11 protein-coding genes are annotated in these 13506 nt (G+C 64.9%); 9 read left to right on the top strand and 2 right to left on the bottom strand.

What is annotated here, in order from left to right:
* Positions 1-61: 61 nt before the first annotated feature.
* From ACVJ6E_RS05380 to ACVJ6E_RS05345, 8 genes are all read left to right on the top strand, one after another.
* Complete coding sequence (locus ACVJ6E_RS05380; RefSeq protein ID WP_120268576.1) at positions 62-1120, top strand: endonuclease NucS domain-containing protein; 1059 nt, start codon at positions 62-64, stop codon at positions 1118-1120.
* Complete coding sequence (locus ACVJ6E_RS05375; RefSeq protein ID WP_120268577.1) at positions 1120-3177, top strand: DEAD/DEAH box helicase; 2058 nt, start codon at positions 1120-1122, stop codon at positions 3175-3177. Before ACVJ6E_RS05380 ends, ACVJ6E_RS05375 begins: the two co-directional genes overlap by 1 nt.
* Complete coding sequence (locus tag ACVJ6E_RS05370) at positions 3170-4363, top strand: GIY-YIG nuclease family protein (RefSeq protein WP_120268578.1); 1194 nt, start codon at positions 3170-3172, stop codon at positions 4361-4363. Before ACVJ6E_RS05375 ends, ACVJ6E_RS05370 begins: the two co-directional genes overlap by 8 nt.
* A gap of 245 nt (positions 4364-4608) precedes the next feature.
* Positions 4609-5016 (top strand): hypothetical protein, encoded by a 408-nt coding sequence (locus ACVJ6E_RS05365; protein ID WP_120268579.1) that lies wholly within the window; start codon positions 4609-4611, stop codon positions 5014-5016.
* A 172-nt stretch (positions 5017-5188) separates the two neighbouring features.
* Positions 5189-5611: a helix-turn-helix domain-containing protein gene (locus ACVJ6E_RS05360; protein ID WP_147421848.1), complete on the top strand. Its 423-nt coding sequence runs from the start codon at positions 5189-5191 to the stop codon at positions 5609-5611.
* Positions 5612-5863: 252 nt separating this feature from the next.
* Positions 5864-6394 (top strand): GcrA family cell cycle regulator, encoded by a 531-nt coding sequence (locus tag ACVJ6E_RS05355; protein WP_120269225.1) that lies wholly within the window; start codon positions 5864-5866, stop codon positions 6392-6394.
* A gap of 303 nt (positions 6395-6697) precedes the next feature.
* Complete coding sequence (locus ACVJ6E_RS05350) at positions 6698-7078, top strand: hypothetical protein (RefSeq protein ID WP_120269226.1); 381 nt, start codon at positions 6698-6700, stop codon at positions 7076-7078.
* A 124-nt stretch (positions 7079-7202) separates the two neighbouring features.
* Positions 7203-8876 (top strand): thiamine pyrophosphate-binding protein, encoded by a 1674-nt coding sequence (locus ACVJ6E_RS05345; protein WP_120268581.1) that lies wholly within the window; start codon positions 7203-7205, stop codon positions 8874-8876.
* An 18-nt stretch (positions 8877-8894) separates the two neighbouring features.
* Here the strand turns inward: ACVJ6E_RS05345 and ACVJ6E_RS05340 are convergent, their stop codons facing one another.
* Complete coding sequence (locus ACVJ6E_RS05340) at positions 8895-11621, bottom strand: GNAT family N-acetyltransferase (protein WP_120268582.1); 2727 nt, start codon at positions 11619-11621, stop codon at positions 8895-8897.
* A 222-nt stretch (positions 11622-11843) separates the two neighbouring features.
* On the bottom strand, positions 11844-12674 hold the full coding sequence (locus ACVJ6E_RS05335) for a universal stress protein (protein ID WP_120268583.1): 831 nt from the start codon (positions 12672-12674) through the stop codon (positions 11844-11846).
* Between the two features lie 318 nt (positions 12675-12992).
* Between ACVJ6E_RS05335 and ACVJ6E_RS05330 the strand changes: the two genes are divergently transcribed.
* Positions 12993-13481, top strand: coding sequence for a fasciclin domain-containing protein (locus ACVJ6E_RS05330; protein WP_120268584.1), 489 nt, complete (start codon positions 12993-12995; stop codon positions 13479-13481).
* Positions 13482-13506: the final 25 nt, after the last annotated feature.

The raw sequence follows: 13506 nt of genomic DNA, 5'->3' as shown, positions 1-13506 counted from the left end.
CAATTTACAGACAAGTGTTTTCAGACAAGTGTTTTCGGGCTGGCATTTTTGGGGGGACGACATGAGTGACCTGTTTCGCATCGAGAACGGCGCCTTGGTGCGCGCGGCGCGCTCCAGGCTCGCCAATGAGGTGATGATCCAGGAGTGGGTACGCGACAATCTCGGCCTTGTCGGGATCAACGGCGTGGTCATCGGCCGCGAGGTGACGATCGCCAATCGCGGCCGCATCGATCTCCTGGCGATGGACAAGGACGGCTCGCTGATCATCATCGAGCTGAAGCGGGACCGGACGCCGCGCGAGATCGTCGCCCAGGTGCTGGACTACGCCTCCTGGGTGGTGTCGCTCTCGCCCCGCGACGTGCACTCCCTGTGTCTTGAAAAGACCGGCAGAACGCTGGACGAGGTCTATCGCGAGCGCTTCTCGGCCCCGCCGCCCGACGGACTCAACGGCTCGCATCAGATGATGATTGTCGCCGCCAGCATGGACGAGACGACCACACGCATCATCGAATACCTGTCGGAGGTGCACGGCGTCGGCATCAACGTCTCGTTCTTCAACGTGTTCGAGGACCAGGGCGTTCAGTGGCTTTCGACCGACACGCTGCTGGAGCAGGAGGAGGTGGCCGAGCGCGCCACCCGCAAGACCCGCGCGCCCTGGAGCGGCTACTGGTACCTGACGGCCGGTGCCGAGAGCGACGTGCCCTGGGAAGACCTGCGAGCCCACGGCTATGTCGTCGCCTCCGGCGGCAAGTGGTATTCGGACGGGCTGGCGCGGCTTTCGGTCGGCGACCGGGTGTTCTTCTACCAGAAGAACACCGGCTATCTCGGCCACGGCATCGTGCGCACCGAGATGCAGCCCGCCGACGATTTCCTTCTTAAGGATGGTCGGCGCCTGGTGGATGTGGTGCCGCGCGCCTACTTCTCCGAGTTCGGCGACGATCCCGAAAAGAGGGCCTATGTGATCGGCGTCGACTGGACGCGGACGGTCGAGCGCACGAACGCCAAGACCTTTCCCGGCATCTTTGCCAACCAGAACATCGCCTGCAAGATCTATGACGAGAAGACGGTTGAGTTCCTGATCCGGGAATTCGGCCTCGATCACGACGAGGAAACCATCTGATGAGCGAGACAAGCCGGTCGGTTCCCTCCGTCGCCGTCACCTATTCCCGCAATGGCAGCTCGACCAAGGCGAATGAACTCGGCATGCGCCCGATGCAGGAGCGCGCCTATGAGCGCCGCGGCGAGCAATATCTGCTCATCAAGTCGCCACCGGCAAGCGGCAAGAGCCGGGCCCTGATGTTCATCGCGCTCGACAAGCTGCACAACCAGGGCCTGCGCAAGGCGATCATCACCGTGCCGGAAAAGTCGATCGGCTCAAGCTTCGCCGACGAGCCGCTGACGCGCTTCGGCTTCTGGGCGGACTGGCATGTCGAGCCCAGGTGGAACCTGTGCAATGCGCCGGGCGGCGATGATGGCAAGGTCGGTGCCGTCGGCAAGTTTCTCGAGAGTGACGACAAGGTGCTGGTCGCGACCCATGCGACCTTCCGCTTTGCGGTCGACAAGTTCGGGATCGAGGCCTTCGACGACTGCCTGATCGCGATCGACGAGTTTCACCATGTTTCCGCGAACCCGGACAACAAGCTTGGCGCGCAGCTCGCCGAACTGATCGCGCGCGACAAGGTGCATGTGGTGGCCATGACCGGGTCCTATTTCCGCGGGGACGCGGAACCCGTGCTGATGCCGCATGACGAGGCGCGGTTCGACACGGTCACCTACACCTATTATGAGCAGCTCAACGGGTACAAGTATCTGAAAGAGCTAAAGATCGGTTACTACTTCTACACCGGCGCCTATGCGGACGACATCCTCAAGGTCCTCGACACAGACGAGAAGACGATCATTCACATCCCCAATGTGAATTCTCGCGAGAGCACCAAGGACAAGATCCGTGAGGTCGAGCATATCCTGCATGAACTCGGCGACTGGGAAGGCACGGATCCGCAGACCGGCTTTCAACTCGTTCGCCGGGCCGATGGCCGCCTGCTGCGCATTGCCGATCTCGTCGACGACGATGCCAAGCGCGAGGCCGTCTCGGCCGCACTGAAGGATCCGGCGCAGAAGAACAATCGCGATCACGTCGACATCATCATCGCGCTCGGCATGGCGAAGGAGGGGTTCGACTGGATCTGGTGCGAGCACGCGCTGACGGTCGGCTATCGCGCGAGCCTGACCGAGATCGTGCAGATCATCGGTCGCGCTACCCGGGACGCCGAAGGCAAGGGACGGGCCCGCTTCACCAATCTGATTGCGGAGCCCGATGCCTCGGAAGAAGCCGTCACCGAGGCGATCAATGACACGCTGAAGGCGATTGCAGCCAGCTTGCTGATGGAGCAGGTGCTCGCACCGCGCTTCAACTTCACCCCCAAGACGCCGACCAGCGGCCCGCAGGAAGGGTTCGATTATGGTGAGGGCGGTTATGATCCGCAGAAGTGCAATGTCGGCTTCAACGAGGACAGCGGCCAGTTCCAGATCGAGATCAAGGGGCTCGTGCCGCCCAGGAGCAAGGAGGCCGAGCGGATCTGTCAGGAAGACCTTAACGAGGTCATTGCCAGCTTCGTGCAGGACAAGCCTACCGTCGAACGCGGTCTCTTTGATGAGGAACTGGTGCCGGAAGAGCTGACCCAGGTCCGCATGGGCAAGATCATCCGGGACCGTTATCCCGAGCTCGATGACGAGGATCAGGAGGCTGTGCGCCAGCACGCGATCGCGGCGCTCACCCTGACCCAGAAGGCCAAGGAGATTGCTGTCTCGGTCGATGTCCAAGACGACAGGACAGTCGCCAATACGGCCCTGATCCAGGGTGTTCGCAAGTTTGCCATGGATGTTCGGGAACTCGACATCGACCTGATCGACCGGATAAACCCCTTCAGCGAAGCCTATGCCATTCTGGCGAAGACGATGAGCGAAGAGAGCCTCAGACAGGTGGCCGCCGTGATCTCCGCAAAGAAGGTGAAGCTGACGCCTGATGAGGCGCGGGATCTGGCGCGGCGGGCGCTGCGCTTCAAGCAGGAGCGCGGACGACTGCCCGTTCTCACCGCAGCCGATGCCTGGGAGCGGAAGATGGCCGAGGGTGTTGCCTTTCTGGCACGCATGAAGGCGGAGGCCGCGCGTGGCTAAAGAGTTTACCGAGGACGATGACGCGCTTCTGGCTGCACTCGAGGTTGAGGTCGAGGAAAAGCCTGTTGCCGCGCGCACGCCGCGCGAGGAGCGCATCATTGCTGGTTTCGAGGAGATCCAGCGCTTTTTCGACGAACACGGTCGGGCGCCGCGCCATGGCGAGGACCTGGACATCTTCGAGCGCCTCTATGCGGTGCGTCTCGACAAGATTCGGGAGCAACCGGAGTGCCGGGATCTGGTCGCTTCGCTTGATCATCAGGGGCTTCTTGAACCTGCCGGGCTCGAACACGCAGACGCCGAAGGTCTCGACGACGAGGCATTGCTGGCAGAGCTCGGCATCGAAGCCGAGGCGCCCGCGATCACCGAGTTGAAGCACGTCCGGTCGGTGGCGGAGAAGAAGGCCGCCGAGGAGATCGCCTCGCGCGAGAAATGCGTCGATTTCGACCGCTTCAAGCCAATTTTCGAGCAGGTCCAGCGCGAATTGGACAGCGGCATCCGCGAGACGCGGCCCTTTGAGATGAAGGCCGAGATCCAGCCGGGTCGGTTCTTCATTGTTGGTGGTCAGAAAGCCTATGTGGCCGAAATGGGCGACCTGACCAGGACTGAGCATGGTCGCACGGATGCGAGGTTGCGCGTCATCTTTGACAATGGCACCGAGAGCGACATGCTCATGCGTTCATTGCAACGCGCGCTTAACAAGGACGAAGCCGGAAGGCGTATCACGGATCCGACGGCGGGCCCGCTTTTCGCCGATGCGGCAGGGGAGGGAGATGAGGCGAGCGGGACGATCTATGTCTTGCGAAGCAAATCCGATCTGCCTCTTGTCGTCGAACACCGGAATCTTGTTCACAAGATCGGTGTGACCAACCTGCCTGTCGAGAAGCGTGTGGCAGGTGCCAGGCTCCAGCCGACGTTCTTGATGGCCGATGTCGAGATTGTCTCTACCTACGACCTCTTCAATATCAACCGTACCAGACTTGAAAATCTCATTCATCGCGTCTTTGACGCCGCTCGGCTCGACATTGAGGTGAGAGATCGCTTTGGCAATCCGGTTGTTCCCCGCGAGTGGTTTCTTGTGCCGCTGGCTGTGATCGACGAGGCTGTTGCGCGCATCAAGGACGGTACGATCAAAAACTATACCTATGATCCCGCTCACGCCCGACTGGTTGAGGCAAAGGTCCGATAGTCAGCTGTCTTTTCTGCGATAGCGGCGCTTTCTGGATGCGTCGGCCTGGCGGCTTTTAGTGGCGTCGGCAATTCTTGGCTCTCTCAAGAGGTTTCCAGCCGTCTGGTGACAGGCCGGCTTGCTGCCGCCTTTCGTGACGTTGCGCACGGCCGCGCCCGACTTTCCTTGCCTCCGTCCCGCATCTTGAGGCACCCTGCCATAGGGGGGCCGCCGGAACAATTGGACACGCAGGCGGGTTGGGGGAGATGGCAGAGGACACCGGACGGACCGGTCATGCCGGCGATTCAACCGCCTATCGGATGCGTCGGCTGCTCGAGACCTATTACGACTTGACGCTGCAGATCAGCGAGCGTCTCCACGTGCACGACATGTCCGATGTCCTGATGCTGGTGCTGGTTGCGATCGCCGATCTGCGCGGCGCGCCGATGGATGCCGAACTCCTCGCCGAAAAACTCGACTCCTCCCGCTCCACCATCGAGCGCCGCCTCAAGCCCTATCTGGATGACGGCCGGATCGCCAAGGAACGGCGGGGCAAGTCAGTGGTTTACCTATGGTCGGCCGAGGCCGGACAGCGCGAGGAGGCGCCGCCGGACATGAGCGTCGAGATGGTCCGGGCCGTCATGGCGATGGTTTTTGACATTGCCAACGATTGAGCTGACGCAAGGTACAGGCGGGTTAAAATTGTGGATAATCTGCATGACTGCGAAAATTACCCAGTGGATTGCCTGCCGCGCCCGCGACTTGGCGCTTGAGCTGCCGGGAATCGCCCCCGGAAACAGGCCTATTTCGTCAAAATGACGAATGACGACCCTCGGGAGGACCTTCATGGCACATTCAGATGATGAACTCCCGACTCAGGCGCACCGGATTCTGCGCCTCTATGAGATGTTTTTCAGCCTCATGTTCCGCTTCATGGAAGAGTATGGAGTAAACGACCTTGGAAATCTGATGATTATTACGACGATTTCCATCGCTAATGCGAACAGGATCGAGGCGGATATTGAAACTATCTCTGAGGAAACGGACATTCCGTACTCAACAGTACGTAGAAAAATCGAAAAAATGTGTGCTGACGGCATCCTTGAGATGCGAAAAGAAAATCAGAAGCTTGTTTTTTCTATCTCAGACCAGATGAACTTCGCTCACCCGGGTCAGAATAAAGAAGAGATAAGCAGAAAATTTCAGAAAGATGTAATTGATATTGTTGTTAAGTCTATAAACGCAATAATACTTGAGAATAAGAAGTAAAATTCAGAATGAAAAATTCATTTAATTGACCTGTTAAGGTATCGTTAACTATACAATACACATACTCGATGACAGGTTCATCGAGTGACAGAGCCGGGGGGCGGGAACGCTCGGAACGCTCGCCACGGCGATGTGAGTCGCTACCGGAAAAACAGGATGTCGACAGCTGCCGGCGCTCGAAAGGGGCATCGGCGGAACAGGGAACCTGCGTGTGCGCACCAGGTGACCGAAGAGAAGAAAGCGGGGCTGAACATGGCTTGGACTCAGGAACGCGAAGATCTGCTCAGGAAGCTGTGGCTGCAGGGGCTCAGCGCCAGCCAGATCGCCTATGTGATGGCGGGCATCACTCGCAATGCAGTGATCGGCAAGGCCCATCGCATGGGGCTTCCCAAGCGTTCGCCGGCTACCAGCCATCGTCCGAAGCCCCGGGTCCAGCGCGGCAAGCCCTCGCTCGCCCTGGTCGGCGCCAAGCCGGCTCCGCGTGAAAGCATCATCGAGAAGCAGTTCCAGCGCAGCCTCGGCCTCAGCTTCGAAAGCGGATTCCAGGCGGAGCAGGGCGATCGCGTCACGCTGATGACGCTGACCAGCCGCACCTGCAAGTGGCCGATCGGCGATCCGGCGGATGCCGACTTCCACTTCTGCAGCCATGAGGCGGAGAACGGCCGCTCCTATTGCGAGTTCCACCACGGTCTTGCCTATCAGGGTGTCCGTCGCCGTCGTCAGGCGTCCGAGCGCACCGTAGCTGCCGTCCAGGCGATGCCGCTTCGAGCGATCGCGGTCTGACCGCTACGGGTCAGGGTTCGACGCGGGGGCCTTCCCCCTCCCAGGCCACTCGCGTTTGACCCCGGGGCGAGGCCGGCAACGGCCTCGCCCCCCTTTTTGTCTGAATGCGCTGCGAGGCCGGCAACGGCCTCGCTCTTTTTGTTTTAGGGGGCTGCGAGGCTGAAACTCGCGGCTCGCCGCTCTTGCCGCATTTGCCAGCCGGCTTGATCCTGCTCATTGTCGCTCGGGCGCATTCGCGCAAACTGGCAGCGAAAACGACAGGACCTGCCGGCATCGATGGCCGGCACGACGGGAGCACGCCGCATGACCCTCCATCCCGGTTTGAAGAAGATTCGCCTCAACCTCGCCCGCACCCACGACTTTCCCAGCGGGTCGGCGCGCCACGGCTACGAGTTCGTCGCCCCGCTGGGGGAGGACGGGCATATCGATGCGGCGCAGTGGAAGGCGCATCGCGAGGCCTGCCGCGTGCGCCGGTTCTGGGCGGACGAGGAGGAGGACATCGGTCACCTCCTGCACCGGCCGGGCGGCTCCTGGGCCTTCCGCTACGATATCGGCGGCGACGAGGACGACGAGGCCGGTTATCGCTTCGCCGCCCATGCCTTCGTGCCGGGCGAATATGTCTCCATCCGCGACGAGGACGGCGACCTTCACACGTTTCAGGTGGTGACCGTCCAGGACGTGTGAGCCTTCCCTTCGGCGGAAGACTCATTCCGTTTCGGAATAGGGTGCCGACACTCGTGCCTTTGCGCGCGGGACTGCCGGCGGGTATACCGTGAGGTATACAACACTTGGATCGGGATGGAGTCACATGCACGGGAACGAGGCGCGCCGGGTCGCTGGTACGGGCGGATTTTTGCTGGTCAAGGCGCTGGAGCAGTTGGGCGCCGGCCGCGTCTTCTGCGTGCCGGGCGAGAGCTATCTGCCGGTGCTGGATGCGCTGCATGATGCGGCTATCCCCGTGACGGTCTGCCGCCAGGAAGGCGGCGCGGCGATGATGGCCGAGGCCTGGGGCAAGCTGACCGGCCGGCCCGGCATCTGCATGGTCACCCGCGGCCCCGGTGCCACCAACGCCGCCGCCGGCCTGCATGTCGCCCAGCAGGATTCCACGCCGATGATCCTCTTCGTCGGCCAGATCGAGACCGGCATGCGCGGCCGCGACGCCTTCCAGGAGGTCGACTACCGTCAGATGTTCGGCGGCATCGCCAAGTGGGTCGCCGAGATCGAGGACCCCGCCCGCATCCCGGAGATGCTGTCGCGCGCCTATCACGTTGCGACCTCCGGCCGCCCCGGCCCGGTGGTTCTCGCCCTGCCGGAGGACACGCTGGCGCGCACCGCCGAGGTGATGGAGTTGCCGCCCTTCCGTCCGGTCGAGACGCATCCCTCGCTTGCCCAGATGGCCGAGCTGCAAAAGCGCCTGTGGGCGGCCCGCCGGCCGCTCGCCATTCTCGGCGGCAGTCGTTGGAACGACGCCGCACGTGCGGCCTTTGCCCGTTTCGCCGAGCGCTTCCGCCTGCCGGTCGCCTGCTCCTTCCGCCGGCAGATGCTGTTCGACAACCTGCATCCCAACTATGCCGGCGATGTCGGCATCGGCATCAACCCGGCGTTGGCCGAGCGGGTGAAGGAGGCGGACCTGCTGCTTCTCGTCGGCGGCCGCATGTCGGAGATGCCGAGCCAGTCCTACGAGCTGCTCGACATTCCCTCGCCGCGCCAGGCGCTGGTGCATGTCCATGCCGGCGCCGAGGAACTCGGCCGCGTCTATCTTCCCGATCTGGCGATCCATGCGACCCCGATCGGCTTTGCCGCCGCGCTGGAGGGCTTGCAGCCGCCGAACGAGATCTCCTGGTCGGGCAGCGCCGACGAGGCGCACAAGTCCTATCTCGCCTGGTCGGGTGCCCGCCCGCAGGTGCCGGGCGCCCTGCAGATGGCGCAAGTGATGGACTGGCTGGAGGAAAATCTGCCGGAAGACGCGGTGCTGACCAACGGCGCCGGCAACTACGCCACCTGGGTGCACCGCTTCCACCGCTTCCGCCGCAACAATACACAGCTCGCCCCGACCAGCGGCTCGATGGGCTACGGCCTTCCCGCCGCCGTTGCCGCCGGGCTGCATTCGCCCGGTCGCCGCGTCGTCTGCTTTGCCGGCGACGGCTGCCTGCAGATGACCATGCAGGAGTTCGGCACAGCGGTGCAGGACGGGTCGGCGATCATCGTCGTCGTCGTCGACAACGGCATGTACGGCACCATCCGCATGCATCAGGAGCGGGAGTTCCCGGGCCGCGTCTCGGCGACCACCCTGGTCAATCCCGACTTCGCGGCGCTGGCCCGCGCCTATGGTGCCCATGCGGAGACCGTGCTGACGGCGGACGAGTTCGGCCCGGCCTTCGAGCGTGCGGCCGCTTCCGGCGGGCCGGCCCTGCTGCATCTTAAGCTCGATCCGGAGGCGATCACCCCGGTGCGCACGCTGAGCCAGATCCGCGCCGGCTGAGCAAGCGCGGAGCCCGTCTCAGGCGGGCTCCGCGCTTGTGCCTTCGGCGGGGGCGATCGGCAGCGTCACCTTGGCGATGGCGTCGTCGTCGACCGACGACTTCACGGTGAAGCCGAGCGCGGTGCACATCGCCAGCATGGTGGTGTTTTCCTTCAGGACCTCGCCGGTGATCGTCTCGATGCCGTCCGAGCGCGCATAGTCGATGATCAGCTGCATCAGGGCCCAGCCGAGGCCGCGCCCCTTCAGGTCCGACTGGACGATGATCGCGTATTCGCCCGTGCGGTGGTCCGGGTCGGCATGCAGGCGCACCACGCCGAGGATCTCGTCCGTGCCCGGCGTCAGCGCGGCAAAAGCCATGGCGCGCGAATAGTCGAGCTGAACCAGCCGCTGCATGAAGGCGTGGTTGAACTCCTTGACCGGCGCGAAGAAGCGCAGCCGCAGGTCGTGCGGCGACACCTTCTCGAAGAAGCGGCGATAGCGGTCCTCGTCCTCCGGCCGCACCGGGCGGATGTCGACGGTGCTGCCGTCCTTGAGCTGCAGCTGCTTTTCCCATTCCTGCGGATAGGGCGCGATGGCAAGGCGCGAGGTCGGGTGGCGCCCGCGATGCACCTCCGGCTCGCACAGGGCGATGCGCGCGTCCAGCGCGGTGACGCCGCCCGCATCGGCGACCAGCGGGTTGAGGTCGAGTTCGCGGACCTCCGGCAGGTCGACGGCGATCTGCGCGACCTTGACGAGGGTCAGCGCGATGGCGTCGAGATCGGCGGCCGGTCGGTTGCGGAAGCCGGCGAGCAGCCGGCTGACCCGCGTCTGGCGGATCAGCGCCTGCGCCAGGTTGAGATCGAGCGGGGGCAGGGCGAATGCCACGTCGCCCATCACCTCGACGCCTGTGCCGCCATGGCCGAACAGCAGGACCGGCCCGAAGCCCGGATCGTCGGCAAGGCCGATGAAGATCTCCGTTCCGCTCGCCGAACGCACCATCGGCTGCAGCAGGATGCCGGTGATCTCGGCCGCCGGATGCGCCGCGCCGATCCGCTCCAGCAGCGTGGCAGCGGCGATCCGCACCGCCTCGGGCGAGGCAAGGTCGAGCACCACGCCGCCCACATCCGACTTGAAGGGGAGCTGCGGCGAGACGAGTTTCAGCGCCAGCCGTTCGGCCTGCATCAGCATGCCGCGTGCCAGCACCTCGGCCTCGTCCGGCGTTGCGGCGAGCTGCCACGGTGCCTGCTTGATGCCGTAGCACGCGAGCAGCGAGGCGATCTCGTCCGGGCGCAGCCAGGTTCGCCCGCTGTCGAGCACCTGTCGCACCAGCCGCTGTGCCGTCTTGCTGTCGGTGGTGAAGCCGGCCGGCAGGCTGGGCGGCGCCGCCATCAGCATCTCGCGGGCGTCGGCGTAGCGCACCAGGTGCATGAACGAGCGCACCGCTTCCGAGGCGCTGGCGTGGCAGGGAATGCGCGCGGCATCCAGCGGCTGGCGCGGCAGCGGCGCCCCGGCGGCCAGCGCCACCAGCAGCGGCTTGCGCCGGCCGTAGCCCGTTTGCGTCTCGCCATGCGCCTTCGCGAGCTCGCCGGCGATCTCCTCCAGGTCCACGAAGGCGGACGGCGCGGCAACCGCCAGCACCGCATCGACGTTGCGGTCGCCGAGCAGCGTCTTCGCGGCCTCGCCATAGCGGGCAGGCGGCGAGGTCTCGTGCAGGGTCAGCGGGTTGGCCCGCGTCTGTCCTTCCCGGCGCAGCGGTTCCAGCTGCGTTGCGGTGGCCGCCTCCAGCTCGGCGAGCTGCCCGCCCTGGCGCTCCAGCTGGTCTGCGGCCAGCGTTGCCAGGCTGCCGCCGGTCGCCAGAATGGCAAGGCGCCGCCCGGCCACCGGCTTCACCCGGCTCACCGTTTCCACCGCCTCGAACATCTCGTCGATATCGCCGACGCGCAGCACGCCGGCGCGCGCCAGCGCCGCATCGTAGACCGCGTCCTGCACGGCGATCCGTCCGGCATGGGTGACGCGCTCGCCGATCCGCTCGCGGCTGGCACCCGAGCGCAGCACCACGACCGGCTTGGAGCGGGCGGCGACGCGGGCCGCCGACAGGAACTTGCGCGGATTGGCGATGGTTTCCAGATGCACCAGGATCGCCCGGGTGCGGTAGTCGAGAGCGAACCAGTCGAGCAGGTCCGACACGTCGATATCCGTGCGCTGGCCGAGCGAGGCAATGGCGGAAAACCCGATGCCGTTGGCCTTTGCCCAGGACAGTGTCGCATTCACCACCGTGCCCGAGCGGGCGATGAAGGCAAGGTCGCCCTTGTCGGCCCCGCACACGCCCATATGGGCGGCCAGCCCCGACGCCGGCGCGGCGATGCCCAGGCTTCCGGGGCCGAGCAGGCGCAGGGTGTGGGGGCGGGCGGCCTGCAGCGTCGCTGTGACGGTGGCCTCGTCCCATCGGTCGTAGCCGGGCGACAGGGCGGCGACGGCGCGGGTGCCGGCGGCCCCCAGCGCCGCGACCACGGCCGGCGCGTCCTCGGGACTGCCGAGATAGAGTGCAAGGTCGGGGGCGGAGGTCAGCTCGGCGATGGCGCGGGCGGCGGACAGTCCGCCGCGGGCGCCGTCCGCCGGACAGGCGATGGTCGTCACATCGCCGGCGAAGCTGCCGCCCGCAAGGCGCGACAGCAGAAGTTCGAGCACCTGCCCGCCGAAACGGTTTGGCCCGACCACGGCCAGCGAGGCCGGGCGGAAGAGCGCTTCGAGATTGCGGATCGTCATCGGCAATCACCCCGGGTTCGTGGGCGGCGCATGCGGCCGCAACAAGCCGCGGCGCGGCGGTTCCTGCCGGAGAGTGTGGTGCGTGAGGGCGGATGTCAAAGGCGGGGATGTCGAAGGCGCCGCCACTTCCCCCGATGTGGCGGCGCCTCGCTCCCGGGCATCAGGGCCGAAGGCCGCGCCCGAAAGCACCTCGTTGCGGGCAGAAACGCTCTGCCCGGCGGATCAATGCGCCATCAGCACCGGCACGGTCATCGAGGCGAGGATCTCGCGCGTTGCGCCGCCGAACAGGAACTCGCGCATGCGCGAATGGCCGTAGCCGCCCATCGCGATCATGTCGACGCCGTGGTCGGAGACGTAGTTGAGGATCGCATCGGCGACGCCCGAGCCGGGCCGCGGCACCACGTCGACGGTGACCGACAGGCCGTGCCGGGCGAGATAGGTGGCGATGTCGGAGCCGGGCTCGCCCTCGGTGATCCGGCGGCCGGTCTCCACGATCATGACGGTGACCTTCTTGGCCATCTGCAGCATCGGCATCGCCGCATGCACGGCGCGGCTTGCCGTCGGGCTGCCGTCCCACGCGACCATGACATTCTTCATCTGCAGGCCGCCGCCGATATAGGGCACGACCAGCACCGGCACGCCGGCCTCGAACAGCACAGTCTCGATCAGCAGCTCGCGCATCGGCTCCGGCGCATCCGGATTGTCCTGGCCGATGACCACCAGGTCGGTCAGCCGGCAATGGCTAAGCACCGCCTCGGCGGAACCGCCGGTGATGACCTCGGCGGTGCGGATCTCGGCGCCGACGCCTGCCTTGCGGGCCATTTCGGCGAAGGTCTCGCCGGCGCTCTTGGCCGCCTTCAGCGCCTGGCCGCGGGCGATCTCGATATAATCCGCCGGCATCGGGCCGGCGATGAAACCGGGCACGACGGGCTCGAAGGCGACCGTCAGGCCGGTCGCATGTGCGCCGGTGCGGGTTGCCAGGTCGAGCGCCATCTGCGCCGCATGCTGTTTGCCGGCCAGGTCGACCAGCGTGAGAATGTCCTTGATAGCCATGGATCGCGTCCCTCCATCTCACACCGTGCCGTTGCAGCCGGAAAGGCTGCCGCGGGGGTTGTGCCGAAATTAGGACGTCCGCTCCCCCCGATCCTTGACCGGGATCAATCTTCGGGTGTGGAACGGACATGCGCGCGTGTCCCGGGATGGGCGCGCGGTTACGCATCGTTGCACAGGATGGATCAGATTTAAATCGGGACTGATTTTAGCCCGTCAGTATTTCATCCGATGTTTTTTGCCTGCGTAAGAACAATCGGAACCCGCGGCATGAGATGTGCGGCGGTATCCCGAAAAATGACAAGCGATACGGAGGCAATTATGCGCAAATACTTCATGGGTGCAGCCCTCGCGACGGCCCTGGCCACTGCCGGCACCGCGAATGCGGCAAATATCGTAGAGACGGCCCAGGAAGCCGGAACCTTCAACACGCTGATCGCGGCCGCTCAGGCTGCCGGTCTGGTCGAGGCCCTGTCGGCCCCCGGCCCGATCACCGTCTTCGCGCCGACCGACGAGGCCTTCGCCGCGCTTCCCGCGGGCACGGTCGAGAATCTCCTGAAGCCGGAGAACAAGGGCCAGCTGGCCGCGCTCCTGAGCTACCACGTGGTCGGCCAGGAGATCACCTCGGATCAGATCCCGGCCGCCACGACCGAGGTCGAGACGCTCAAGGGCGAGGGCGACCGCACGATCACCGTGGTGAAGAGCGACAGCGGCGTCACCGTCGACGGGGCCAATGTGGTCACCGCCGACATCAAGGCCGACAACGGCGTCATCCATGTCATCGACAAGGTGATCATGCCGTCCGAGTGACCTTGCCGTAAGCGTTGCATGGAAA

This window comes from Stappia sp. G46H5W (assembly GCF_058448995.1).
Note: the sequence above shows the minus strand (reverse complement) of the source record. Positions and strands in the feature narration are given on the sequence as shown.

Bases quoted from the DNA above. Each gene is read 5' to 3' on its own strand.
- ACVJ6E_RS05380 (WP_120268576.1), top strand. From the start codon at position 62: ATGAGTGACCTGTTTCGCATCGAGAACGGCGCCTTGGTGCGCGCGGCG.
- ACVJ6E_RS05375 (WP_120268577.1), top strand. From the start codon at position 1,120: ATGAGCGAGACAAGCCGGTCGGTTCCCTCCGTCGCCGTCACCTATTCC.
- ACVJ6E_RS05365 (WP_120268579.1), top strand. From the start codon at position 4,609: ATGGCAGAGGACACCGGACGGACCGGTCATGCCGGCGATTCAACCGCC.
- ACVJ6E_RS05360 (WP_147421848.1), top strand. From the start codon at position 5,189: ATGGCACATTCAGATGATGAACTCCCGACTCAGGCGCACCGGATTCTG.
- ACVJ6E_RS05355 (WP_120269225.1), top strand. From the start codon at position 5,864: ATGGCTTGGACTCAGGAACGCGAAGATCTGCTCAGGAAGCTGTGGCTG.
- ACVJ6E_RS05350 (WP_120269226.1), top strand. From the start codon at position 6,698: ATGACCCTCCATCCCGGTTTGAAGAAGATTCGCCTCAACCTCGCCCGC.
- ACVJ6E_RS05345 (WP_120268581.1), top strand. From the start codon at position 7,203: ATGCACGGGAACGAGGCGCGCCGGGTCGCTGGTACGGGCGGATTTTTG.
- ACVJ6E_RS05340 (WP_120268582.1), bottom strand. From the start codon at position 11,621: ATGACGATCCGCAATCTCGAAGCGCTCTTCCGCCCGGCCTCGCTGGCC.
- ACVJ6E_RS05335 (WP_120268583.1), bottom strand. From the start codon at position 12,674: ATGGCTATCAAGGACATTCTCACGCTGGTCGACCTGGCCGGCAAACAG.
- ACVJ6E_RS05330 (WP_120268584.1), top strand. From the start codon at position 12,993: ATGCGCAAATACTTCATGGGTGCAGCCCTCGCGACGGCCCTGGCCACT.